This is a genomic window from Corynebacterium oculi, assembly GCF_001412105.1.
Classification (GTDB): domain Bacteria; phylum Actinomycetota; class Actinomycetes; order Mycobacteriales; family Mycobacteriaceae; genus Corynebacterium; species Corynebacterium oculi.
The window spans coordinates 452,415-474,429 of sequence record NZ_LKST01000002.1; the positions used below are offsets into that span (position 1 = coordinate 452,415).

Annotated in this window: 26 protein-coding genes; 6 read left to right on the forward strand and 20 right to left on the reverse strand. The window is 65.7% G+C overall.

Annotation, left to right across the window (positions count from 1 at the left end; genetic code table 11):
- Positions 1–346 precede the first annotated feature (346 nt).
- Positions 347–580 carry a type II toxin-antitoxin system RelB family antitoxin gene (gene relB, locus Cocul_RS06155; RefSeq protein ID WP_055122402.1) on the reverse strand — a complete coding sequence of 78 codons (234 nt, stop codon included), beginning with the start codon at positions 578–580 and terminating at the stop codon, positions 347–349.
- Between the two features lie 156 nt (positions 581–736).
- Here relB and Cocul_RS06160 point away from each other — a divergent pair, with 156 nt between their 5' ends.
- Positions 737–1,363: a DedA family protein gene (locus Cocul_RS06160; RefSeq protein ID WP_055122403.1), complete on the forward strand. Its 627-nt coding sequence runs from the start codon at positions 737–739 to the stop codon at positions 1,361–1,363.
- Positions 1,364–1,663: 300 nt separating this feature from the next.
- Here the strand turns inward: Cocul_RS06160 and cspE are convergent, their stop codons facing one another.
- Complete coding sequence (cspE, locus tag Cocul_RS06165) at positions 1,664–1,867, reverse strand: transcription antiterminator/RNA stability regulator CspE (RefSeq protein WP_055122404.1); 204 nt, start codon at positions 1,865–1,867, stop codon at positions 1,664–1,666.
- 267 nt (positions 1,868–2,134) lie between these two features.
- Between cspE and Cocul_RS06170 the strand changes: the two genes are divergently transcribed.
- Positions 2,135–4,510, forward strand: coding sequence for a DEAD/DEAH box helicase (locus Cocul_RS06170; protein WP_055122405.1), 2,376 nt, complete (start codon positions 2,135–2,137; stop codon positions 4,508–4,510).
- On the opposite strand, the gene Cocul_RS12305 is transcribed toward Cocul_RS06170, so the two are convergent.
- The 9 genes from Cocul_RS12305 to Cocul_RS06210 all read right to left on the reverse strand — a co-directional run bounded on the left by Cocul_RS12305 (position 4,449) and on the right by Cocul_RS06210 (position 10,602).
- Positions 4,449–4,826 carry a hypothetical protein gene (locus Cocul_RS12305; protein ID WP_150114394.1) on the reverse strand — a complete coding sequence of 126 codons (378 nt, stop codon included), beginning with the start codon at positions 4,824–4,826 and terminating at the stop codon, positions 4,449–4,451. The genes Cocul_RS06170 and Cocul_RS12305 overlap by 62 nt on opposite strands.
- Before the next feature lie 279 nt (positions 4,827–5,105).
- The gene (locus Cocul_RS06175; RefSeq protein ID WP_069723581.1) at positions 5,106–5,441 is read right to left on the reverse strand and encodes an Rv3654c family TadE-like protein; all 336 of its coding nucleotides are present in this window, start codon (positions 5,439–5,441) and stop codon (positions 5,106–5,108) included.
- Positions 5,441–5,731, reverse strand: a complete 291-nt coding sequence (locus Cocul_RS06180; RefSeq protein WP_055122407.1) for a hypothetical protein — start codon at positions 5,729–5,731, stop codon at positions 5,441–5,443. Before Cocul_RS06180 ends, Cocul_RS06175 begins: the two co-directional genes overlap by 1 nt.
- Positions 5,732–5,770: 39 nt before the next feature.
- The gene (locus Cocul_RS06185) at positions 5,771–6,007 is read right to left on the reverse strand and encodes a DUF4244 domain-containing protein (protein WP_055122658.1); all 237 of its coding nucleotides are present in this window, start codon (positions 6,005–6,007) and stop codon (positions 5,771–5,773) included.
- A 33-nt stretch (positions 6,008–6,040) separates the two neighbouring features.
- A complete protein-coding gene (locus Cocul_RS06190; protein ID WP_160318495.1) occupies positions 6,041–6,634 on the reverse strand; it encodes a type II secretion system F family protein in 594 nt (197 codons plus the stop codon).
- An 8-nt stretch (positions 6,635–6,642) separates the two neighbouring features.
- The gene (locus Cocul_RS12310) at positions 6,643–7,419 is read right to left on the reverse strand and encodes a type II secretion system F family protein (RefSeq protein ID WP_150114395.1); all 777 of its coding nucleotides are present in this window, start codon (positions 7,417–7,419) and stop codon (positions 6,643–6,645) included.
- Positions 7,410–8,552 (reverse strand): TadA family conjugal transfer-associated ATPase, encoded by a 1,143-nt coding sequence (locus tag Cocul_RS06200; protein WP_055122410.1) that lies wholly within the window; start codon positions 8,550–8,552, stop codon positions 7,410–7,412. The genes Cocul_RS12310 and Cocul_RS06200 overlap by 10 nt, the downstream gene beginning before the upstream one ends.
- A complete protein-coding gene (gene ssd, locus Cocul_RS06205; RefSeq protein WP_160318496.1) occupies positions 8,549–9,361 on the reverse strand; it encodes a septum site-determining protein Ssd in 813 nt (270 codons plus the stop codon). Before ssd ends, Cocul_RS06200 begins: the two co-directional genes overlap by 4 nt.
- Positions 9,362–9,918: 557 nt before the next feature.
- Complete coding sequence (locus Cocul_RS06210; protein ID WP_055122412.1) at positions 9,919–10,602, reverse strand: hypothetical protein; 684 nt, start codon at positions 10,600–10,602, stop codon at positions 9,919–9,921.
- Between the two features lie 112 nt (positions 10,603–10,714).
- Between Cocul_RS06210 and Cocul_RS06215 the strand changes: the two genes are divergently transcribed.
- Together Cocul_RS06215 and Cocul_RS06220 are read left to right on the forward strand one after the other, a co-directional pair.
- Positions 10,715–11,218 carry a phage holin family protein gene (locus Cocul_RS06215; RefSeq protein WP_055122413.1) on the forward strand — a complete coding sequence of 168 codons (504 nt, stop codon included), beginning with the start codon at positions 10,715–10,717 and terminating at the stop codon, positions 11,216–11,218.
- A gap of 96 nt (positions 11,219–11,314) precedes the next feature.
- Positions 11,315–12,367 carry an alpha/beta fold hydrolase gene (locus tag Cocul_RS06220; protein WP_055122414.1) on the forward strand — a complete coding sequence of 351 codons (1,053 nt, stop codon included), beginning with the start codon at positions 11,315–11,317 and terminating at the stop codon, positions 12,365–12,367.
- A 10-nt stretch (positions 12,368–12,377) separates the two neighbouring features.
- On the opposite strand, the gene Cocul_RS06225 is transcribed toward Cocul_RS06220, so the two are convergent.
- The 4 genes from Cocul_RS06225 to nth are packed head-to-tail and all read right to left on the reverse strand — an operon-like array spanning position 12,378 to position 15,508.
- Complete coding sequence (locus Cocul_RS06225; RefSeq protein WP_055122415.1) at positions 12,378–13,556, reverse strand: MarP family serine protease; 1,179 nt, start codon at positions 13,554–13,556, stop codon at positions 12,378–12,380.
- Positions 13,557–13,589: 33 nt separating this feature from the next.
- The gene (locus tag Cocul_RS06230) at positions 13,590–14,252 is read right to left on the reverse strand and encodes an NUDIX hydrolase (protein ID WP_055122416.1); all 663 of its coding nucleotides are present in this window, start codon (positions 14,250–14,252) and stop codon (positions 13,590–13,592) included.
- Positions 14,249–14,845 carry a TlpA family protein disulfide reductase gene (locus Cocul_RS06235; protein ID WP_055122417.1) on the reverse strand — a complete coding sequence of 199 codons (597 nt, stop codon included), beginning with the start codon at positions 14,843–14,845 and terminating at the stop codon, positions 14,249–14,251. Before Cocul_RS06235 ends, Cocul_RS06230 begins: the two co-directional genes overlap by 4 nt.
- Before the next feature lie 24 nt (positions 14,846–14,869).
- On the reverse strand, positions 14,870–15,508 hold the full coding sequence (gene nth / locus Cocul_RS06240) for an endonuclease III (protein ID WP_055122659.1): 639 nt from the start codon (positions 15,506–15,508) through the stop codon (positions 14,870–14,872).
- 371 nt (positions 15,509–15,879) lie between these two features.
- Between nth and glxR the strand changes: the two genes are divergently transcribed.
- Complete coding sequence (gene glxR / locus Cocul_RS06245) at positions 15,880–16,563, forward strand: CRP-like cAMP-activated global transcriptional regulator GlxR (protein ID WP_055122418.1); 684 nt, start codon at positions 15,880–15,882, stop codon at positions 16,561–16,563.
- A gap of 617 nt (positions 16,564–17,180) precedes the next feature.
- On the opposite strand, the gene Cocul_RS06250 is transcribed toward glxR, so the two are convergent.
- The 4 genes from Cocul_RS06250 to Cocul_RS06260 are packed head-to-tail and all read right to left on the reverse strand — an operon-like array spanning position 17,181 to position 19,028.
- Positions 17,181–17,996 carry an MBL fold metallo-hydrolase gene (locus Cocul_RS06250; protein ID WP_055122419.1) on the reverse strand — a complete coding sequence of 272 codons (816 nt, stop codon included), beginning with the start codon at positions 17,994–17,996 and terminating at the stop codon, positions 17,181–17,183.
- A gap of 41 nt (positions 17,997–18,037) precedes the next feature.
- Positions 18,038–18,496 (reverse strand): RidA family protein, encoded by a 459-nt coding sequence (locus Cocul_RS06255; RefSeq protein WP_055122420.1) that lies wholly within the window; start codon positions 18,494–18,496, stop codon positions 18,038–18,040.
- Complete coding sequence (sp36, locus tag Cocul_RS12315; RefSeq protein ID WP_150114396.1) at positions 18,497–18,652, reverse strand: Sp36 family protein; 156 nt, start codon at positions 18,650–18,652, stop codon at positions 18,497–18,499.
- Positions 18,653–18,674: 22 nt separating this feature from the next.
- Complete coding sequence (locus tag Cocul_RS06260) at positions 18,675–19,028, reverse strand: WhiB family transcriptional regulator (protein WP_055122421.1); 354 nt, start codon at positions 19,026–19,028, stop codon at positions 18,675–18,677.
- 136 nt (positions 19,029–19,164) lie between these two features.
- Here Cocul_RS06260 and Cocul_RS06265 point away from each other — a divergent pair, with 136 nt between their 5' ends.
- Positions 19,165–21,561 (forward strand): transglycosylase domain-containing protein, encoded by a 2,397-nt coding sequence (locus Cocul_RS06265; protein WP_055122422.1) that lies wholly within the window; start codon positions 19,165–19,167, stop codon positions 21,559–21,561.
- Here Cocul_RS06265 and Cocul_RS06270 read toward each other — a convergent pair.
- Complete coding sequence (locus Cocul_RS06270; protein ID WP_055122423.1) at positions 21,550–22,005, reverse strand: GatB/YqeY domain-containing protein; 456 nt, start codon at positions 22,003–22,005, stop codon at positions 21,550–21,552. The two genes, Cocul_RS06265 and Cocul_RS06270, sit on opposite strands and share 12 nt — an antisense overlap.
- Positions 22,006–22,015 lie beyond the last annotated feature (10 nt).

The following is a 22,015-nucleotide window of genomic DNA, read 5'->3' on the forward strand; positions in this document are numbered from 1 at the left end:
ATCCCTTCCCTCGCGCAACGAATAACTACTACACGTACACCGTACACAGCCACCGCCCACAGTATTTAATGGTGCGGTTACGCGCGGGGATGGGGACTAATCTCAGTAGACGCTTGACCGATGCCCAACTTCCACCACCACAATGACCACCTTGTGATCCAGGATGTCCGCAACAAGGCGATAATCCCCTACCCGCCACCTCTACAGACCAGCGCGTCCAGCCACCAATGCTTTCCCTCGCGCACGGGGATCGCTCAAGGTTTCTACCCCACGCAGAAAATCACGTATCCGAACCTGCACAGGCTTATCGAGCTTACGGAAGGCCCTGGCCGCCTTAGGGCTAAACTCAACCCTCCAGGCCACACTCCACCTCAAGCTGCTCCAAGGAAACCGTCTCTACCTCACCACGACGGATCGCCTCAGCCTCAGCCTCTAGGCCATAGACATACTCCTGCTCATCAAGGTACCGATCCACTGCCTCCCGGATATAAAAAGACGCTGGCCTTCCAGTGGACTGGGCCAGCGCATCTAACCGTGACTTTTGCTGTTCATCAACCCGCAGAGAAATAACCACACCCATGTAAACAAGTATACGCCCTCTCAGCACCCTCCCCACCTCGCACAAGCGCTGCCAGGTACCGTGACCCAAAACCTACTAGACTCCACCTATAACGAGCGCCCCCTGTACGGGGCTCGGTGGTGACGGTTTCCCGGCAACTACTCCCGGAGGTGGTGAATGACACACCAGATCGAGGCATGGATAGAACTCTTCATGGCCTCCGCATGGTTCTACCCCCTCACCGCCTCAATGGTATTCCTGGACTGCCTCATACCCTTCTTCCCCAGCGAATCCATTCTCACCATGGCCGGGGCATGGTCAGGCAGCACCGGCAGCCCCAATATCTGGGGCATCATCACCGTGGGCATCGTATTTGCCATGATCGGCGATAACGTGTGCTACCTGCTGGGCACCCGCTTCGTGCAATTCATCCGCTCCGCCCCACCCAAGAGCAAACTCGCGGCCTCCATGCGCTGGGTATCGGCCAACATGAAAAAACGCGCCGGATTCACCATCATCATCGCCCGCTTCATCCCCTGGGGCCGCCTGGTGCTCACGCTCTCCCTGGGCTCCATGCGCTACCCGTGGCGCAAGTTCTTCTTCTTTGACACCATCGGCGTCATCATCTGGGCCGTCCAAGCGGGATTTGTGGGCTACCTGGGCGGCTACGTGGTGCAGGATTATCCCCTGGTGGGCCTGGCGCTGGGGCTCACGCTGGGGGCGCTGGTGGGCGTGGCCATTGATAAGGTTCAGGCCCGCTTTAGCGATTACTCCGAGGTGCGCTCGGGGGTTTCCCGGGCGTGAGGGGTAGGGTTAGCCACAAATCATAAGGCTTTACCACTACGCCGCAGAAATGAGGTAATACCCCACTCGGTTCGGAGTCTCACCAGAAAGCGGCAAAGAATAAATACTTAAATACCCCGCTCCACCTCCGCAGTTCTTGATGATCGGAGGCACCCCACATAGATTCGCTGGGATTCCCTTACCTGGTTCGGCGCGAAAGCCAAAGGCTCACCAGCAAATATCACAGAATCCCCCGTCGATAAGCATAAGAAAAGGGCCGCCGGCGGGCGTACCCAACCTGCGGCCCTGAGCCGTGGAGCCTTAGAGGGCGCGCACCTGCTGAGCCTGGGGGCCCTTGGCGCCCTCGCCGATCTCGAACTCCACGCGCTGGTTCTCCTCCAGGGTGCGGAAGCCGTTGCCCTGGATCTCGGAGTAGTGGACGAATACGTCGGCGGAGCCGTCCTCGGGGGCGATGAAGCCAAAGCCCTTCTCGGCATTGAACCACTTAACAGTTCCCTGTGCCATGTTTTTGCAACCTTTTCTTTTGGTTCTGTGCCGGCGCGCTGTTGCGCCGACGGGAAAACGGGTCTCATCAAACTACCCAGCACCGGGTGTGGCCCTGGGCGCCCGCATGTTCATCTCCTGCGAGCGCCTACACACTGCGCACAGAAACTGCGACCTTGTCTTAGTGTGTCATGTTTTACGCCTGCGCGATAGTATCGAAAGTCTATCTCGGGAAAATCCCAGGCCACACACGCTCCGATTAACCTCAAAAGGGGGTAAAACACGCCCATGCCACTACCTCCGCCACGGGGAGAAGAACTCCTCGGCGCGCTGCGTGCCCGGTTCCCGGAATCGCAGTGCACGCACTGCTCCACCATTCCAGCGCGCCCGGCGCACTACGCCCCCTGGCCGCAGTGGGTGTTGCCGGAGTTGCGCGAGCACTTAGAGGGGCACGGCATTGCTCGCCTGTATGCGCACCAGGCGGAGGCTGCCGAGGCCGCGCACGCGGGGCAGCACGCGATCATGGCCACCGGCACTTCCTCCGGGAAGTCCCTGGGGTATCTGCTTCCGGTGCTCACGGATCTGGCGCGGGATCCCACCGCGTGCGCCCTGTATCTCACCCCCACCAAAGCGTTGGGATCCGATCAGCTCCGGCAACTGCGCCGCCTATGCCGCGCGGTGGGCCCGCTGCGCGGGGTGCATCCCGCGCCGTATGACGGCGATACCCCCGCCGAGGCTCGCGCGGGTATCCGCGAGCAGTCCCGCTTTGTTCTCAGCAACCCGGATATGGTGCATTCCTCGATGCTCGCACATCATCCCCGCTGGGCGCGCCTATGGCGGCGGCTGCGCTACGTGATCGTGGACGAATCCCACATGTACCGGGGCGTGTTCGGGGCGCACGTCTCGCTGGTGTTGCGCAGGTTGCGCCGCCTGGCAGCCCATTATGGCTCCAATCCCACATTCATCCTGGCCTCCGCCACCTCCGCCGATCCCGCCGAGCACGCCTCCCTGCTCACCGGCCTCGGGGTGCGGGCCATCGCTGATGACGCCTCCCCCGCCGGGGCACGCACGGTGGTGCTGTGGGAGCCGGGGTTTCTCCCCGGCCACGAGGGGGAGCAGGCCGCACCGGTGCGTCGTTCCGCAGCCTCGGAGGCCGCCGGGCTTATGGCGGCGCTCGTGGCCCAGGGCGCACGAACTCTGACCTTTGTGCGTTCCCGGCGCTCCGCCGAGGCCACGGCGATGCTCGCCGCGGAGGACCTCGCGGTCATGGGTAAGCCGCTGGCCGCACGGCAGGTGCGTTCCTACCGCGCGGGCTACCTGGCAGAGGATCGCCGCGAGGTGGAACGACAACTCGATTCCGGGGAGCTTGTGGGCGTGGCCACCACCAACGCCCTGGAGCTTGGTATCGACGTGGGCGGGCTGGACGCCGTGGTCACCGCCGGGTTTCCGGGCACGGTGGCTTCCCTGTGGCAGCAGGCCGGGCGCGCGGGGCGGCGTGGGCAGGATTCCCTGGTGGTCCTCGTGGCGCGCGATGATCCCCTGGATACCTACCTCGTCCACCACCCAGCCGCGCTCTTGCAGCGCCCCCTCGAACGCGCGGTGTTTGATCCCCACAACCCGCATGTCCTGCGCGAACACCTCTATTGCGCCGCCGTGGAACTACCCCTAACCCCTCAAGACGTGGAGGACTTTGCCGCCGCCGAGGTGATCGACGATCTGACCGCCCACGGGCTCCTGCGCCGGCGCCCACGCGGCTGGTTCGCCGTGGGGGATGAGACCACCACCGCCCACGGCGCGCTCGGGTTACGCGGCAATACCAGCGGCGACGTTCTCATCGCCGATACCAGCGACGGCCGCCTGCTGGGCACTATCGACGCCACCCGCGCCCCCGCCCAGGTGCACCCTGGAGCGATCTACCTCCACCAGGGCGAATCCTACATCGTCGATGCCCTCGACCTCGATGACGCCGTAGCCCTCGTGCGCCCCACCGAGGTCGATTACACGACCTTCGCCCGCAGCACCACCGCGGTACGGGTGCTTGGCGACGCCCTCCCTCCGCGTCCCCTCGTCCCCGGCGTCCACCTGCGCAGCATAGACGTAGAGGTATCGCGCCAGGTGATCGGCTATGTGGTACGACGCCCCGACGGCACCCTCATGGACACCGTTGCCTTGGACATGCCCACCCACACCCTGCGCACTCGCGCCGTGGCCTACACCCTTACCCCTGACTTTTTAGAAGGGATCGGCCTGCCCCCGGCGCAGTGGCCCGGGGCTCTCCACGCCGCCGAACACGCCGCCATCGGTATGCTTCCCCTGCTGGCCACCTGTGACCGTTGGGACATCGGCGGCCTTTCCACCACCGATCACCCCGATACCGCGCTGCCCACCGTGTTCGTGTACGATGGCCACCCCGGCGGGGCCGGATTTGCCGACTGCGGCTTCAAACACTTCCCCACCTGGATCAAGGCCACCCATGACGCGGTGCGTTCCTGCGCCTGCGAGGAGGGTTGCCCCTCCTGCGTGCAATCCCCCAAGTGCGGCAACGGCAACCAGCCGCTGAGCAAAGCCGGAGCGGTGCGGCTGCTGGAGACGCTCGTGAGGCTTAGCTCTTGTGAACTCGAACCTCTCGGTCAGCAAGGTAGGCCTCCAGGGCCGCCTGGATGATCTGTAATTCCGTTACCCCCTCCGCTGCGGCATGATCGCGGAGCTTGCGGGCGATTTCTTCCGATGTCAAGTTTCTTGCTCTTGAATGGTCTCTTTTTTCTACCATGCCACCACACTCTTTATATTGCCCAGCATCCTCAACACCCACCCCGTGCATATAATTGGCCAGGTAACTTAACTCTTCAAAAGTAAAAACATCTAGCACCCATGCCGCAGGGCCAAATATCCCATTTCCGGAGTACTCTTCCGGGGGGATTCCATTAGAATACCGATCCGCCATATCCATCAATTGCTCATCTGTGTAGACAAACATCATCCCCTCCTTTTCTTACGCTTCAGCCTTCCATAGGCCGCCCCACTTGCAGGCATTGCATGGAATACCACCATCCTCCCACCCGCATCGAGGGGATAGGAAACCTCAATCTATTCCGATAACAAATACCTTAACCGGATCCCCTCTCTGAAGTTCTAGGTACATAGAATTTTCTCAGCCAAGCCCATGCTTAAAGGCCGAGGGAAGTAATCGCACAGCCGTACCATCTCTTTGAAAGTATAGCGCGGGACCCCACCTTTAGCCCCGCAACGAGTCACCCATTCACACCACCCCTGCCCGCGACGCCGCCTCTCGCCCCCGAATCCGCACCGCCACGATCACGTCCACTCCTTCCTCCTGGCATCGGATCATCTCCGCGCTGTTGTCTCGTGCCGTTTCCTCGGCGGCCCGGCAGGAGTCCTCCCCGCGCCACAGGGTTTGTGCCCTCGCAATAGCGGCCATATCCGCCGCCACCTGCGCACGGTGCTGGGCGATCACGCCCCCTGCGAGCGTCACCACCAGTACCGCGCACCCCACCAGGGCCGCGCATAGCACTGCCCCCACCACAGTGGCGTATCCCTCCTTTCCACCCCACGCCACCGATCGTTTGTTTCTCATCACTGCTCCCGTGTTTCCCCGGCTGCTTCAAGGGGATAGGTCGCCCGGGCGCTCATGGTGCCAAGAGGAGCAGGAATCTCGGCGGCGGCGATCACCTTGCCGTCTTTCTCCGAGAGGGTCACGCTGCCGCGTTCCGGCACGAGGTGTTCGCCTGAGATGGCGTAGTGCCGCGCCGCCGCACCAGCGGTGTCGATGGCCGATACCTGCGCCGCGAGCGTCATCAGGCCCGCTCCGAGCGCGGCAAACACCGCGATCAACGCGCTGATCGCCACGGCGGCCTCCACCGTCACGGACCCCTCAGGTCCATGAGGTACGCACGGTGCGGCTCGTTAGCCCGGGGTGTTGTTGAGCGCATCGGTGATAATTCCCTGGATCGCGTCCGTCACCGCCGAGCTGTTGACCACCATGTACAGCACGGCCGCCAGGGCCGCAGCGGCAAGGGTGCCCATGGCGTATTCGATGGTGCTCAGGCCTTGGTTATCGCGGCCGAGCCTGATTGTTTCCCGCACCGCGCGCTGCGCGGCTGCGTGTAGTGCCCGAAGCACAACCTCGGTCAAACGGTTCATGATGTATTCCTTTCCGAACATGATGCGTTGCTTTTAAAAGACGTTGTGTGCCACACCGATCACCACGGGGGCAAGCCCCAGGAGAAAGAAGGCCGGGAGGAAGCACAGGGTCAGCGGCATGGCGATGAGTACCCCAGCGCGTTCGGCCGTGGCCGTGGCGCGATCCTCGGCGGCGTGGCGCACCCCCTCGGCCACCTCGGCGGCGGCCTGGGCGAACCTCGCACCGCTGTGATGGGAATGGCACACCAACTGCGCCACTTCCCGCAGCCCGGGTATGGTCTGTGCCTCGGCCCAAGCCCGCTCCGGAGATACCCCGATGGCAAGCAGGGAGGCGATCATGCACCAGGTATCGCGCACCGAAGAGGTACTACAGGTAGAAACCACCTTGGCCGCGATCACCGGCCCCAACCCCGCGCTCAGGCACGCGGCATAGAGATCAATGTCTGCCGCCACGCCCGGTGCGGCCTCCTCCTTACCCCGGCGAAGCCGGGTGTTCGCCCACACGGCGATTCGGCGGAGGGCTCCGCCTGCTGGCCCGTCGCGGGGGCGGGTGGCACTGCGTTCCCTGTGAAGCCGACGATTCCGCACACCCACGGGGGCAATCATCAGCGCTAATACGATCATCATGAGGGGCATCATCGGTTCCCTCCTGCTCGTTCTAGGAGCGCGTGAGACCACAAGGCCCCGGCGGCGATCAGGGTTATCCCCGCCATGAGCAGCATTCCGCCCAAGCCACCACCGAGGAGCAGGCCGAGGGGATCGGCGCCCATCATCGAGCCCAGGGCCACACCGGCAAGCGGCAGAAAGGTCAGTACCACGGCGGTGGACTGCGGCCCCATCAGGCGGGCGCGGGTGGCCGCGCCGTGCCGCAATTCCTTTTCCAGCGTGGAATGAACCCTGCTCAGCAGCGGAGCCAGCGCGATCCCGTGGTGCTCGGCCGCCTCCCATACCCTCGCCACGGTGCGTACCTCCGGCATCGAGGTGGCGGCACTGTCGGCACCGTAAAAGCCGGAAGAAAGCAGAAGCAACCGCTCCTTGAGTTCTCCGTCGAGGTTATGGTGCCGCTCCATCGCGCCGCGCAGCGCGGTCGCGGGCTCTCCGCCGCTACGCAAGTGGTGGGCCACGAGGTTGAGCACGGTGGCTAGTTGGTGACGCTGGCGTTCTCGGCGGCGCCGCTCCACGATGGAGCGCGCCATGATCCACGCCGTTGCTGTCACGATGCCGGCAGAGACCACCACGCTTGGCGGCATCGCCGTCGCCGTGGCTGCAGCCACCAGTATCATCGGCACCCACCAGGCGTGCCGTGGGCGTCGATAGCCTCGGCGCACAAGCTCTCCCAGCCGGGTTCCCGGTCGCGCTGGCAGCAGGGCCACGAGTCCCGCGCAGCACCCCACCAGGCTCATCATTCCCATGCCCCCACCGCTGCGAGGCAGGAGGCGTCCTGCCCCATCCGCCAGGCCTCTCGCACGTGAACCAGCCCGGAGTCTGTGCGTTCCCCTACTCCGATCTGCGCTAATACCCGCCTTCCGTTTCTCAGCCTGCGCATCACCAATATGACCCTCACCGCCGCAGCCCACTGGCTGTGCGCCGCCTGACGTCCCAGGCCGCCCAGGGCCGCCAGCGCTTCGATCCTGGCGGATACCTCCGCGAGGGAATGCGCGTGCAGCGTGCCCGCGCCGCCCTCGTGGCCGGTATTGAGCGTGGAGAAAAGATCCACGATCTCCGCGCCACGGATCTCCCCCACCACGATCCGATCCGGCCGCATGCGCAGGCCTTGCCGCACGAGTTCGGAGAGCGTGATCGCTCCCCGCCCTTCTACGTTGGCCCGGCGCGCCACCAGGTTCACCACGTGGGGGTGGGATGGGGCCAGTTCTGCGGTGTCCTGGATGCACAAGAGCCGCTCGGTATCGGGCACCTGCGCCAAGAGCGCGGATAGCAGCGTGGTTTTCCCCGTCCCCGTGCCACCCACGATGAGGTACGAGCACCGTTGGCGCGTCATCTCGCGCAGAAAATCCGCCACCGCTGGCGGCATCGCCTCTAAGCGGACCAGCTCTTCCATGCTCAGCGTGGCCTGGCGCAGCACCCGCAGGCTCAGACACGTTCCCGATTCCGAGGGCGGGTTCAGCACCGCGTGGAAGCGGATACTCGTGCCGTCCTCTCGGCTAAGACGGCCATCAGCAAAGGGTTGGGCATCATCGAGGCGCGCGCCCGCCGATACCGCCAGCCGGGTGGCTAGGCGGCGCACGGCGGATGCATCGGGGAAACGCACCTCGGCGCGCTCCACCCCACGGCCTCGGTCAAACCACACCTGATCCGGGCCATTGACCAGCACGTCCGTCACGCCCGGCAGCGCCAACACCGGCTCCAGGGCGCCCACCCCCACGGAATCATCACGCAGGCGGCGCAGGATGGTCAGTACATCAACATCGCTAATCGCCCCGGCCTCTTCCCGAACTACAGCGGCGATCTCCGCGGCGGTGGCCGCGCGAGACTGCCCGGCTAAACGCCGCTGCACGCGCTCCACCACGGCCTCATGCGCCATCATCGCCACACCGCCTCAGCCACGCCGCGCACTGCGCGGGGAAGGCGAGCGGGTATTCCACCCAACTCGGCGGCCTTGGCCAAGCCCGCGATGGTGGGCAGCTCCGCCACCACGTGAAGCCCGCTTAACCGCTGAATATCTTGGGCATCAAGGCCCGACCAACCGCGATGACGCAGCACCACGCTCGCCGCGATACCCCGTGCTCGTAGCCGGGCGGCCAGACCCGCCAACCGCGCACCGGCACGCACCTCGGCGCAGCACAGGAGCACCACTTCATCACATACCTCCGCCCCAGCAAGGCCCAGATCTCCCGTGCCGGCTATATCCAGCACCACCGGGTATCCTCCGCGCCGCAGGGTATCCACGGCTCCCCGCAATTCCTCCTCTGCCAGGCGATAGCCCTCGTCCACCTGGCCCCGCGCGGCGGAAAGCACCGCTACCTCTCCTTGGCGCGGAAGCGCCGCCACCACGTCCTCGGCGGCCAGCGTCCCCTCCGCCACATGCAGATCAGGCCAGCGCGCCCCGGGGGTATCCTCGCAGCCCGCCAAAAGATCGAGGCCACCGGAGTGATCCACCGCGTCAATGAGCACCGTGCGCTGGTGGCGCGCCCCCTCCCGCGCCACCGCCAGAGCCAGCGTCGAGGCTCCGGCCCCGCCCACCACGCCGAGAATGCCCACCACCCGGCCCCGCGAGGAGTCCTGGGTGTTTCCCGCACGGGTAGCCTCACCCAGCGCTCGAAGGAGATCGGTGGCCTGGGCGGGAATGACAAAGCCGCGATCGGCATGGCACGCCACCACAGCGTGATGCGGCACCGGGCCGGGATCACCCACCACGAGGTAGATCGGCGGGCCCCACGCGGCGGCGGGGGCGGCAAAAGGGAGCGCGCCTCCTCCTCCACGAGGATGGCCCCGGCGCGCGGGTAATAGCGGATGATCTCTGCGGGATCGGTGGTATCAATCACCTTCATTCCACTGGCCACGGCGATGTGCAGGGCCTCGGAATGCAGCGCAGGGCGCAGCGCGATGAGGAGAATGAAAAAGGAAGAAGGCTTCATGCCTTCAGTGTGCTGCGCGGTGGGAAGGGGTGGGGGCATTCATCGCGGGGCTGTGGATAACCCGGCCATTGTGCTGACGTGCCACCAAAAACTGTGGATAACCCACGGGCCAGCGCACCCGCAATGTGGTAAAGGGAAAACTAACCCCAGACATAAGGGACGGCCCGCGCCTCGGGGGGGTGTGCGCGGGCCGTCAAGTAACCCGGTCTCGGGGGGCGGACCGGGGCAGGCCACACAGTATATCGGGGCCTTGCACAGGCGAGTATGCCATAGCCAAAAAGTAATGGCAAGACAGCCCCCTAAAAGTGACCCAACTCATAGTGAAGCCGCGATGGACTCCGCCTCCCGAGCCCCATCGATCCAGGACCTCAACAGCAACTCCACCAAGCCCGCCACCTCACCCACCGAGGCAGAATCAGAGGCATACCCTGCGAGCGCCCGCCGATATTCGCGGCGGTGCCGGTGCAAATACGGCTCCGGCACCGCCAACCCTCGTGGATCAAAACCACTAGACACCGCCGCTACCCGCGCAGCCACCCGCGCCACCGCGCCGCTGCGCGGCCCAAACATCTCTCGCGCGGCGATCTCCGCGTGCACCACCTGCGGCACCAAGGCATCATCGGCCGCCCCCACCACCAGCGCACCGACCTCCCGCAGGCGCGCCGCCGACCCCTCACCCGGCACGCCCGACCCGCCAAACAACACGTCAAGCCGGGCGATCACCTGCAAGGGCGCGCGGGCCCAGGTACGCACCGTGGCATCCATACGGCCCGGCGCGAGGAGGCCATAACCCCCCACCTCCAGCGAGGTTCGCACGGACGCGGCGGAAGGGAGGGCGTCGATAAGCATGGTGCTGCGCGCTCCCCGCAGCACGGATTCCGCAGAGGTCACCTGGTAACGGCGAAGATTCACGGGGCGACGATGCACGGCGGCGATGTCCGCGGCGGCCTGCCGCGCGAGCGTATCGACGCCCCCGAGGCGGCGCAGCCCATCAAGCATGGCTCCCAGCCTATAGAACCCCTGGAGAACGCGGTAGGGTAGGCGTGAACAGTACCGTCTACACTATGTAGAAGCGAAGAATAATGACGACCCCGCTCCTGGGAGGAATAACGTGAGCAACAAGGACGGCTTTTTTACCGACGGCCCGAGTGATTTCACACCGCAGGTGAAGTCTATTCCGCTGAGCGACGTCGATGCCTCCACCGGGCAAGAGTCCATCGGCACCCTGGTCAGCAACGCCACCTCGCAGATGTCCAGCCTCTTCCGCGCCGAACTGGAGCTAGCCAAAACCGAACTCACCGCCGAGGTGAAAAAGGGCGCCATCGGCGGCGGCCTCTTCGGCGCCGCCGGCACCATCGCGCTCTACAGCACCTTCTTCTTTTTCATGTTCGTAGCGGCCTTGCTCAGCCTCTGGCTTCCCGCCTGGGCCTCCCTGCTCATCGTCTTTCTGGTGATGCTCCTCACCGCCGGGCTGCTCGCCCTCGTGGGCGTGAAGAAGGTCAAGAGCCTCGGTGCACCCCAAAAGACCATCGAGTCCGTGACCGAACTCAAAAACCTCGTCCCCGGCTCCGCCCAAAAGAAGCTAGAAGCCAAGGATCGAGGACTCTACAGCTAGCCTCCCCCCACCGCTCCTCCTCCCGCCTCCCGCCGCGCACACGATCGCGCCGGGAGGTTTCCCACGCCCGCCGTACGCCCACCACAAGGAGTGCTCATGACCGCAGAACTCCCGCTTTCCCCCAGCGTCGTGCGCCTCGACGGCCCGTTTCGCCATGACCTCATCTACACCCGCGGGATCCGCCTCCACGTGGCCCAGGCCGGCTCGGCCAAAAACCCCCTCATACTCCTGCTCCACGGCAGCTTTGGCGGCTGGTTCGACTACAAGGACGTGATCGCCCCCCTGGCCGCTCAGGGATTTCACGTGGCCGCCGTAGACATGCGCGGCTACGGAATGTCCGATAAACCCCCCACGGGCTTCGGCTATGACATTCGCTCCGCCGTGGGGGACGTCACCGGACTCATCCGCGCGCTCGGGCACACCTCGGCTGCCCTCGTGGGTACCGATACCGGCGGCACCATCGCCTGGTGTACCGCGGCGGCCGCACCCCACCAGGTAGACGCGCTCGTCTCCGTGTGTGCCGCGCACCCCGTGGATCTTCGTCGCGCCACCGCCAGCCGCCCCTGGTTACACACCACCACCCTGCTGCGCCGAGCCCTCAGCCGCCTCCCCCTGCGCTGGCTCCTGCACCGAGACTCCTTCTTCCGCTGGCAACTCCGCCGCACCACCGACGCCTCCTTCCACCACACCCCCCGCTACGAGGAAGCCCTGCGGCTGCGGCTCACCGCGCGGCGCATCGGCTCCACCCTCGCCGCGCGACGCCGCAACAACCGGCTACTCACCTCCACCATTCCTACCAAGTGGTTTGGGCTGAAAATCACCGCACCCACCCTCATGCTCGCCCCGCCCAAACCCATGTGGACACACCTGGCGCGGCGCGCCACCGCACGGTTGAGCCCACCCGAGTTGCCCGGACGGCCCCTCGGCACAAAGAACAGCGTGGAAAACGGTGCGCAGCGCGGCCCGGAAGGCGGCCCGGGGAGCAGCACACGAGATAAGACGCAGGCTAAGAAACCCGCCCGCCGCAGCCACCTCACGGGCACCAAAAACCTGCCCAGCGTGGAGGCCCCCGAGGCATTCGCGGCGGTCATCGGGGACTTTCTTCGGGGCGCGGGCATCACCGGGCACGCCGAGGACCCCAGGCGGTAGGGGGCGGGGTTCACCGCGCCACGCACGCCCCCGTGCCCACCGGCTGCCGCAACGCCCCCAGGTCACCCACTCGCTCACGAACCTCGTTGGCCGTCAACGCGTAGCCGGTATCCGATTGATCCACCGAGGCACCAAAGATCACCCCGAGCACCTGGCCCGCCTCGTCAAAGAGCGGCCCGCCGGAGTTGCCCTCGCGCACGGAGCCCCGCAGGGTATAGGCCTCGCGCTCAAAGCGCCCCGAGGCATAAATATCCGGCCCCGCGATGGTCAGCGCCTCGCGCACCCTGGCCGGGGCCGCCTCGAAGGGGCCGGACTCTGGGAAGCCCATCACGATGGCGTCTTGGCCCGTCTCCGCCGTGTAATCAGCCCAGGCCAGGGGCGCGATCCCCAGCCCGGGGCTGTGCAGCACCGCAATGTCCACCTCGGGGTCGTAGAACACCACGTTCGCGTCCCGCACCCCCAGGGTGGTATCAAGCCGCACGCTCTGCGTGCCCGCCACCACGTGCGCGTTCGTTATCACGTAGTCCTCGGCGGCCACGAAGCCCGAGCCCATGAGTCGGCGGCGGCACTCGGGGGCCTCGCCCATCACGTGAATCACGCTGGGCCGCAATTGCTCCACCAGAGCGGTATTTTCCACCTCGATCCTCGGCGCCGCCACCTCCGGGGAGGCCCCCTGGCCGAAGGGGGAGATCAGCGGAGGCAGGCCGGTATCGGAAAGCAACGCGGAGATCTTGGCCGGCAGCTGCGCGGCGGAATCCGGTACCGCGCGATCCACCGCGCCTAAGATCCGCGAGCCCTGAATCCCCGCCGCCAACTGTCCCCCCAGGCCCGTGGCGGCGGGGATAGACACCAGCCAGATCACCATCAGGGTCACCAATACCTGAAAGAGCGCCCCCAGCGCGGAATCCGCTTTGACCGAGGCGCGGGCCTTCATCGAGCGCCGCACGGCGGAACCCACCATGCCTCCCACGAGGTTGCCCACGGCCACCAACAGCAACAACACCCCCACGGCCACCAGGAAGCGCAGCCCCACCGACTCCATCTTGGCCATCAACAGCGGCATCACCCCCGCCCCCACCACCAGGCCGGAGACCACGCCCACGGCGGAGAGAAACGAGGCCATTCCGCCCTGCCGCCAACCACCCAGCAGGGCAAGCAGGCACACAAAGGCCACGAGTACGTCCACCATTACACCGGGGTTCACTGGAAGGATTCCGCCCTTTCATCTCTCATTATTCCGCGAGTCCGCCAGGGCCTCGCCCAAATCCACCACGCGCTCGCGGTCCCAGGGCCGAGCCCACCCAGCGGCGTCGATAAGCCCCGCCAGGAGCGCGGCGGTAAAGCCCCACACCACGTAGCCATTGCTGCGAAAAGCCGGGCCCGTCCACCCCTGCCACCCCACGGTGAGGCGATGCGCAGGGTCAATCAGCTCCGCAAGGGGCGCATCAAACACGTCGTCCGTCTCCTCGGGGCTGGCGGGATACGTCCTCCCAGGATAATCCCGATACGCCAGCACCGGATACACCGCCGAACCACTCATGCGCACGCTCGTGGGCGGCAGCGTCACCAGCGGGGTCACCTCCGCACTGCGCAACCTGGTTTCCTCCCACGCCTCGCGCAGCGCCGCGCCCACCGGCCCGGAATCCGCCGAATCAATATGCCCGCCCGGAAAGGCCACCTGCCCCGCGTGCGCGCGCATCGTCGGAGTGCGGTGCGTGAGCAGCACCGCAGCGTCCCCCGGTAGCGTCAGCGCGCGGGCGTCGCCAGACAGCGCGATCAACACCGCCGCTTGCCGACGCCCCCCTCCCCGCACCACGCGCCCCGGGGTCTGCACCCCCCGCTCCCGCGCCGCACGCACCAGCGGGCGCAACCACTCGGGCGTCATGCCAGGGCCTCCCGCACGTCACTCTCCAGCTCCGACACGTCCGAATACGCCTTGGGCAGCATCGTCACGACCTCCCCGGCGCGCACCACCACCGTGATCGGCACCACCGAGGGCAGCCCCAAGGCTCCGGCAAAGGAATTATCGTCATCCTGAAAACTCGGCAGCCCCACGCCCAACTCATCGAGCAGCTCAGCACCGCTGGCCGCCCGCGCGTCCGCGTGCACACCCACCACCCGATACTCCGGGTGCGCCTGAGCAAAGCGCTCCATCACCGGCAACTCCTCGCGGCATGGCCCGCACCACCAGGCCCACACATTCACCACGGTCACGGCGTCCGCGCTAAGATCCTGCGGCTGCACGTGCGACGAATCCCGCGGAGCGCCCAAGCACTCCAACTCCACCCCGGCCACGCCCAGCGCCCCACAGTCCGGGCGCGGGGGCACGCTTCGATCCTGCCGCGCCTCGGAGGAGTCCGGGGAGAAAGCCTCGGGCTCTGCTTCTTGATCCCCCCGCATCATGCCCGGTACCGCGGCCACCAGCAGCACCGCCACCGCCACCACGGCCACCAGGTACCCCACCACGTGCCTATTCATCTCGCATCCCTCATCACTTCCCCACTACGCTTCACGCGAGGGGCATTCCGACGCCACCGGGCACTGCCCGCACAGTGGCCTGCGCGCCTTGCACACCCGGCGCCCGTGAAAAATCATGCGGTGCGAGAACATCGTCCACTCCGCACGCTCCACCAAGCCCATGAGATCGCGCTCCACCTTCACCGGGTTCTGTTCCTTACTCAACCCCAACCGACGCGCCAGCCTTCCCACATGCGTATCCACCGCAATCCACGGCTGGCCAAAGGCATTACCTCGCACCACCAGCGCCGTCTTGCGGCCCACGCCCGGCAGGCTCATCAAGTCCGCCAAGCCCTCGGGCACCTCCCCGCCAAAGCGAGCCACCAATGCCTGCCCCATCTCCACCAGGTGCCGGGCCTTCGAGCGATACAACCCGGTGCTGCGAATATACTCCGCCACCTCGGACTCATCGGCCCGCGCATAATCCTCCGCGCTGCGCCACCGCCGAAAAAGCGCCGGGGTGACCTTATTAACCCGCTCGTCCGTGCACTGCGCGGACAACACGGTGGCCACCGTGAGTTCCAAGGGGTTGGAGTACACCAGCTCGCAATGCGCATCCGGATAAGCCCGCGCCAGCTCCCGGTTAATGCGCCGCGCGCGACGAGTAAGAGCAAGATCGGCCATGCCCACTAGTGTGCCATTCTCCCCTCCCCCAAAGAATTTTCACCCCGGAACCCACCCTGCCCTGCCAGTTCAGAACTCCCTACTCTTCTTAGTTATAGACCAATTAGGAAGTCCTATAGACTCCCAACTAGCGGGTCACACCCCGGCACCACCGGGAACCCCGCCCGAACCACACGCATACCGTGCGAGGAAGCCCAACTTCCTTGTACAGTGGGTGCCGGTTCACAATTTCACGTTAAATACGCAGATTCGATCCGGGATAGACACGACGAACGCGAGTACACCAGGTGGGCGTACTCCACCTGCCACTACCCCACGGTATGCAGGAACAAGGTCCGGAGTTCTGCGTCCGTACCTTGAATGGAGAAACTGTGGAAGTTGTACACGACATCCTCTCCCGCGCCGGGATCTTCCAGGGCGTAGACCCCACGGCGGTGAACAACCTGATCCGTGACATGGAGACGGCCCGGTTCACCCGCGGTTCCACCATCTTTAACGAAGGCGAGCCCGGTGATCGCCTCTACATCATCACCTCCGGCAAGGTGAAACTCTCCCGCCACTCCCCCGATGGCCGCGAAAACCTCCTGACCATCATGGGCCCCTCCGACATGTTCGGCGAACTCTCCATCTTCGACCCCGGCCCCCGCACCTCCTCCGCAGTGTGCGTCACCGAGGTTCACACCGCCACCATGGATGCCGCCATGCTCCGCCAGTGGGTAGACGAGCACCCCGAGATCGCCCAGCAACTCCTGCGCGTACTGGCCCGACGCCTCCGGCGCACCAACGCCTCCCTGGCCGACCTCATCTTCACGGACGTGCCCGGCCGCGTGGCCAAGACCCTCCTCCAACTGGCCAATCGCTTTGGCACCCAAGAGGGCGGTGCCCTGCGCGTCAACCACGACCTCACCCAGGAAGAGATCGCCCAACTCGTGGGTGCCTCCCGTGAGACCGTGAACAAAGCCCTGGCCACGTTCGCCCACCGCGGCTGGATCCGCCTGGAAGGCAAGTCCGTGCTCATCGTGGACACCGAGCACCTAGCCCGACGCGCGCGATAACCACACGATAGCGCCGATAACATGCAGGCGGCGCTACGGTAGCTTTCCACGAGCCGGGACCAACTTTCTCAGAGGCGCGATCCTCCGAGGAGATGGCCCGGCTCTCTTTTTGTGTGCCGTGACGAATGCCGCGCGCGTTCTGTCTGGTTCCGTCTGGCTGATGTTGATGGCATGGTTGACGGCGCTAAGGGGTGCCACTGCGGGCTGCGCAGGCCGTGATCCGCGTGTAGTGGCACCCCTTGGGGCTGTTACTCACCCCGGCACTCGCCTACTAACGAGATACAGCCCCGTGCGGAGCCTCACGGCCCAGAGGCCGGAGCCCGTTGGACCAATCCAGCCCGAATACACAACACTAAGGGGTGCCATTGGAGGGGCCGCTGTTACCGCCGCCCCCGCAGTGGCACCCCTTGCGATGGTGGATCGGATCACCGAGAAAGCACCCTATTCAACTCCCCCACGCTTAGGGGTGCCACTACCCGGGTCGGCATCTACAGAAACCCCGCAGTGGCACCCCTTAGCGCTGAGGCAATAACAGCCCCACACCAGAACACAGGAAAAGGCCCTCTCACAGAGAGGGCCTCGCGCCGGAGTTCGCCGGCTCACCGCGTGCGTGTTGTTTAGGCCTCTTCTTCCTCAAGGTACCGCAGGGCCACGCGGGTGGATTGCTCGGCGGCGCCGCGCAGAACGGGATCTACGTCGTCATACATGACGTCGATGAGCGTGCGCAGTTCGATGTCCTTGCCGTGTTCTTTCCAGGCCGCGCGGATTTGATCCAGGCGGTATTGGCGGCGGTCGATGTATTTGCGGGCAAAGGCGGAGGTGTCTTCGCCGTCGGGGCCGTGCCCGGGGAGCAGGGGGATGTTCTTGCCGCGTTCCTCCAGGAGGGCCAGGGAGGAGAGGTAATCGCGTAGGTTGCCGTCGGTCTCGGAGATCATGGTGGTGTGGCGGCCCGCGATGGTATCGCCGGTGATGATCCCTTCCAGCGTGGAATCCCCGGGAGTTCCGGACCACACAAAAAAGGAGGTGGAGTCCCCGGTGTGGCCGGGGGTGTGTACCACCTCGATCTGGGGGGTGACGCCCTCGACGGTGATGACCTCGGCGTCGCTAAGCGGGCCTGCCCCGTGGCAGTGCGCGGGGTCGGTGGCGCGGATGGGGGCGCCGGTGAGCTGCCGGAATCGTTGGGCGCCGTCGGCGTGATCATGGTGGCGGTGGGTGAGCAGGATCAAGCCCACCTCCCCGGCCTTGGAGTGCACCACGTTGAGGTGGCCCTCGTCCTCCGGGCCGGGATCAATGACGATGGAGCGCTCGTCCTCGGGCCCCTTGATAACCCACGTGTTGGTGCCCTCTAGAGCCGCATAGCTGGGGTTGGGGCACAGAACAACAGAGGCCGATGCGGTGACCGGCCGAAGCTGGCTGTAGGCAGGATGCTGCATACCTTTCAGCTTAGCGCCCCCTGGTGCTTCTGCCCATCCCTTCAGGAATGAAGTTCTACGATCACTTCTACTTCCACGGGGGCGTCAAGGGGCAACTCGGCCACTCCCACGGCGGAGCGGGCGTGTATCCCGGCCTCGCCGAAGATCTCCCCGATCACCTCGGAGGCCCCGTTGATCACCTGGGGTTGGCCGTGGAAGTCCGGGGCGGAAGCCACAAAACCCACCACCTTCACCACGCGGCGCACATTGTTGATACCCACGAGGGCGTCGATAGCCGCTAAGGCATTGAGGGCAGCGGTGCGGGCATACTCGGCGGCCTCGGAGGGGGACACCTCGGCCCCCACCTGGCCGGTGGCGGGCAACGAGCCGTCGAGGAAGGGGAGCTGCCCGGATGTCCACACCTGGGTTCCCACCCGCACGGCGGGGACGTAGGACGCCACGGGGGCCGCTACCTCGGGCAGGGTGATGCCGAGTTCCGCGAGGCGGTCGGTGACGCTCATCTACTGCACCTCGCGCTTCATGTACGCCACCACGTTCTCCGGGTTCGGGCCCGGCACCACGGTGACGAGTTCCCAGCCGTCCTCGCCCCAGGTATCCAGAATCTGCTTGGTGGCGTGAGTCAGCAGTGGCACGGTGGCGTATTCCCAAGTTTTCATGCCCCTCACTGTAGCCGGGATCTCAGAGTTCCTGTAGGCTCCCACCCGCGGCGAAGTAATCGGCCCAACTGGTGATCTCCGGGTTGCGGCGCAGCAGGGCGCGGCGTTGACGCTCGGTGAGGCCGCCCCAGATGCCAAACTCCACCTTGTTGTCCAGGGCGTCCGCGCGGCAGATGCTCATCACGGGGCAGCCCCGGCAGATATGTACGGCTTTGCGCTGCTCGGCGCCCTGGACGAAGAGAGCGTCTGGGTCTACGTCGCGGCATTGTGCGCGCATGACCCAGGCATCGCGATCGCGCACGATGTCGGTGGGACATTTTCCCTGCCCGTAGTCGAGGAAAGCGTTATCGCATTGGTACATGAGAGAGGCCGTCACCGTTTCACTCCTTTGGTATACCTAACACTTCTCTGCGGGTAATTGTATTCACATGAGATGTTTCATGTCTAGTGAGTCACATAAACGAAGGTGGTGGGGGTTCCTGTTTGAGGGCAAAATGCGTAGGGTTGAGCACGTGTCTATCGCTAAATCGCTGACCACGATCATCGGTGCCACCATCAGCATCGGGGTGGTCTCCGCCATCGCCCTTTCCCCCGCCGCCGGCATCGCGGGGGTGGCGGTGCAGCGCACCAGCACGACGATGGAATCCAACCTCGCGGACCTCACCGACGGCCACGCACCCGGCGTCACCACCATCACCGACGTCACCGGCGAGCCGATGGCCTGGATCTACGATCAACGCCGCTACGAGGTGGCCTCCGAGGATATTGCGCAATCCATGAAGGACGCCATCGTGGCCATCGAGGATCGCCGCTTCTACGAGCACGAGGGCGTGGACATGCAGGGCACCATGCGCGCCCTGGTCACCAACCTCACCTCCGGCGGCGTGGCCCAGGGTGCCTCCACGCTCAACCAGCAGTACGTGAAGAACTACCTGCTCTTCGTGGCCGCCGACGACGACGCCGAGCGCAGCGCCGCCACCGAGACCTCCGTGCCACGCAAGCTGCGCGAGATGCGCATGGCCTCCGACCTCGACAAGCTCCTCTCCAAGGACGAGGTACTCACCCGCTACCTCAACCTGGTTCCCTTTGGCAATAACAGCTTTGGCGTGGAGGCCGCCGCCCGCACGTATTTTGGCATTCCGGCCTCCAAGCTCTCCGTTCCCCAGGCCGCCATGCTCGCAGGCATCGTGCAATCCTCCTCCGTGCTTGACCCCTACACCAACCCGGACGGGGTGACCGATCGCCGCAACACCGTGCTCGACGCGATGGTCTCCTACGGCGCCCTCGAATCCTTCCAGGCCGAGCAGTACAAACTCCAGCCCCTCGGCGTGCAGGAAAACCCGGAATCGCTGCCCAACGGCTGCATCACCGCCGGGGATCGCGGCTTCATGTGCGACTACGCCCTGAACTATCTGGAAACCAAGGGCCTGCCCAAGGACGTGCTCACCAAGGGCGGCTACACCATTCGCACCACGCTCGACCCCGCCGTGCACGACGCCGCCCGCAACGCCGTGGCCGCCAACGTCAACCCCGGCACGCCCGGCGTGGCCGAGGTGCTCAACGTGGTGCGCCCCGGCTCCGATTCCCGCGACATCCTCGCCATGGCCTCCTCCCGAAATTACGGCCTCAACCCGGACAACGGGGAAACCCTCATGCCCCAGCCCACCTCCATGGTGGGCAACGGCGCGGGATCCGTATTCAAGATCTTCACCGCCGCCGCCGCCATTGATAACGGCATGGGGCTAGAAACCATGCTGGACGTGCCCACGCGCTTCGAGGCCATCGGCATGGGCGAGGGCGGTGCCGAGGGCTGCCCACCCTCCACCTATTGCGTGGAAAACTCCGGCACCTATGCCCCCCAGATGACGCTCAAGGACGCCCTGGCGCACTCCCCCAACACCACCTTTGTGCAGCTCATTCAGCAGGTGGGGGTGGCCCCCGTGGTGGATCTGGCCGTGAACCTGGGGCTGCGCTCCTACGCCGCGCCCGGCAGCTTTGACGGCGAGGCCTCCGTGGCGGATTACATGAAGGATCACAACCTCGGTTCCTTCACCCTGGGCCCCACGGCCGTCAACGCTCTGGAGCTCTCCAACGTGGGCGCCAGCATCGCCTCCGGCGGGCGCTGGTGCGAGCCCAACCCCATCGCCTCCATCACCGACCGCGACGGCAACGAGGTACCCATCGAGCGCCCCGAGTGCGAGGACGTGCTCAACCCCCAGACCGCCAACGCCCTCATGCAGGCGCTATCCGAGGACGCCGTTTCCGGCACCGCCGCCCGCGCCGCGCAGGCCGTGGGCTGGGGCGCGCCGGTGGCCGCCAAGACCGGTACCACGGAATCACACATGTCCTCCGCATTCCTGGGATTCAACTCCAACCTCTCCGCCGCGCCGTACATCTACAACGACGGAACCCAGAACCTCCCGCTGTGCACCGGGCCCGTCCACCAGTGCGGCACCGGCAGCCTCTTCGGCGGCAACGAGCCCGCGGACACCTGGTTCCAGTGGGCTACCGCTGTGCCACAGGCTATCGACGGCAACCTCCCCGAATACAACCGGGATCTCGATCGCGGCCGACTCCAGACCGCCCTCGACGAAGCCCGGGGCAAAAAGGACGACGAGGCCCGCTCCCTCCTGGAGGAGGCCGGCCTGATGGTGAATATCCAGGAAGTACCCGGCAACGGCACCCCGCGCGGCATCGTGATGGCGGCCCGCCCCGATAGCCCCGGCGGGCTGCGGCCCGGCAGCCTGGTCACCCTGGAGGTGTCCGACGGCTCCCGCCCCGTTCAACAACCACAGACGACCTCCACCCAAGCCCCCGCCGAGCCCTCTCCGCGCTCGGGATTCCCCAGCATCGACACCTCGGAGCTAGAGGAATTGACCAACCGCCTGCGCGAACGGCTAGGCGCTTAGCGCGGATTTCACCGCCACAGATAGGCGCTTGCCGTCCGCCCGGCCGGCCGCCTTGGCGGTGGCTTCCTTCATCACCTGGCCCATCTGCTTCATGGTCGGGGCCGGGCTCATCCCCTCGATCACCTCGGCAACGAGCGCTGCCAAGGCGGCGTCGTCAAGCTGCTCCGGCTGGTAGCTTTGCAGCACCGCTACCTCGGCCAGCTCGGCGTCGGCAAGCTCCTGGCGGCCGTTGGCGGCGTAGACCTCTGCGGACTCGCGGCGCTTCTTGATCTCCCTGGCGATCACCTTCAGCACCTCCTCATCGGTGAGGTCATGCTTGGCACCCTTGGTTTCCTCTTCCTGAATCGCGGCCAGCAGCATACGGATCGTGCCGGTGCGCGTCTTATCCTTGGCCTTCATGGCCTCCTTGAGGTCCCCACGCAGGGTGGTCTTCATATCACTCATACCTTCCGAA

Bases quoted from the DNA above. Each gene is read 5' to 3' on its own strand.
- relB (WP_055122402.1), bottom strand. From the start codon at position 580: ATGGGTGTGGTTATTTCTCTGCGGGTTGATGAACAGCAAAAGTCACGG.
- Cocul_RS06160 (WP_055122403.1), top strand. From the start codon at position 737: ATGACACACCAGATCGAGGCATGGATAGAACTCTTCATGGCCTCCGCA.
- cspE (WP_055122404.1), bottom strand. From the start codon at position 1,867: ATGGCACAGGGAACTGTTAAGTGGTTCAATGCCGAGAAGGGCTTTGGC.
- Cocul_RS06170 (WP_055122405.1), top strand. From the start codon at position 2,135: ATGCCACTACCTCCGCCACGGGGAGAAGAACTCCTCGGCGCGCTGCGT.
- Cocul_RS12305 (WP_150114394.1), bottom strand. From the start codon at position 4,826: ATGATGTTTGTCTACACAGATGAGCAATTGATGGATATGGCGGATCGG.
- Cocul_RS06175 (WP_069723581.1), bottom strand. From the start codon at position 5,441: ATGAGAAACAAACGATCGGTGGCGTGGGGTGGAAAGGAGGGATACGCC.
- Cocul_RS06185 (WP_055122658.1), bottom strand. From the start codon at position 6,007: ATGAACCGTTTGACCGAGGTTGTGCTTCGGGCACTACACGCAGCCGCG.
- Cocul_RS06190 (WP_160318495.1), bottom strand. From the start codon at position 6,634: ATGATGATCGTATTAGCGCTGATGATTGCCCCCGTGGGTGTGCGGAAT.
- Cocul_RS12310 (WP_150114395.1), bottom strand. From the start codon at position 7,419: ATGGGAATGATGAGCCTGGTGGGGTGCTGCGCGGGACTCGTGGCCCTG.
- Cocul_RS06200 (WP_055122410.1), bottom strand. From the start codon at position 8,552: ATGATGGCGCATGAGGCCGTGGTGGAGCGCGTGCAGCGGCGTTTAGCC.
- Cocul_RS06210 (WP_055122412.1), bottom strand. From the start codon at position 10,602: ATGCTTGATGGGCTGCGCCGCCTCGGGGGCGTCGATACGCTCGCGCGG.
- Cocul_RS06220 (WP_055122414.1), top strand. From the start codon at position 11,315: ATGACCGCAGAACTCCCGCTTTCCCCCAGCGTCGTGCGCCTCGACGGC.
- Cocul_RS06225 (WP_055122415.1), bottom strand. From the start codon at position 13,556: ATGGTGGACGTACTCGTGGCCTTTGTGTGCCTGCTTGCCCTGCTGGGT.
- Cocul_RS06230 (WP_055122416.1), bottom strand. From the start codon at position 14,252: ATGACGCCCGAGTGGTTGCGCCCGCTGGTGCGTGCGGCGCGGGAGCGG.
- Cocul_RS06235 (WP_055122417.1), bottom strand. From the start codon at position 14,845: ATGAATAGGCACGTGGTGGGGTACCTGGTGGCCGTGGTGGCGGTGGCG.
- nth (WP_055122659.1), bottom strand. From the start codon at position 15,508: ATGGCCGATCTTGCTCTTACTCGTCGCGCGCGGCGCATTAACCGGGAG.
- Cocul_RS06250 (WP_055122419.1), bottom strand. From the start codon at position 17,996: ATGCAGCATCCTGCCTACAGCCAGCTTCGGCCGGTCACCGCATCGGCC.
- Cocul_RS06255 (WP_055122420.1), bottom strand. From the start codon at position 18,496: ATGAGCGTCACCGACCGCCTCGCGGAACTCGGCATCACCCTGCCCGAG.
- sp36 (WP_150114396.1), bottom strand. From the start codon at position 18,652: ATGAAAACTTGGGAATACGCCACCGTGCCACTGCTGACTCACGCCACC.
- Cocul_RS06270 (WP_055122423.1), bottom strand. From the start codon at position 22,005: ATGAGTGATATGAAGACCACCCTGCGTGGGGACCTCAAGGAGGCCATG.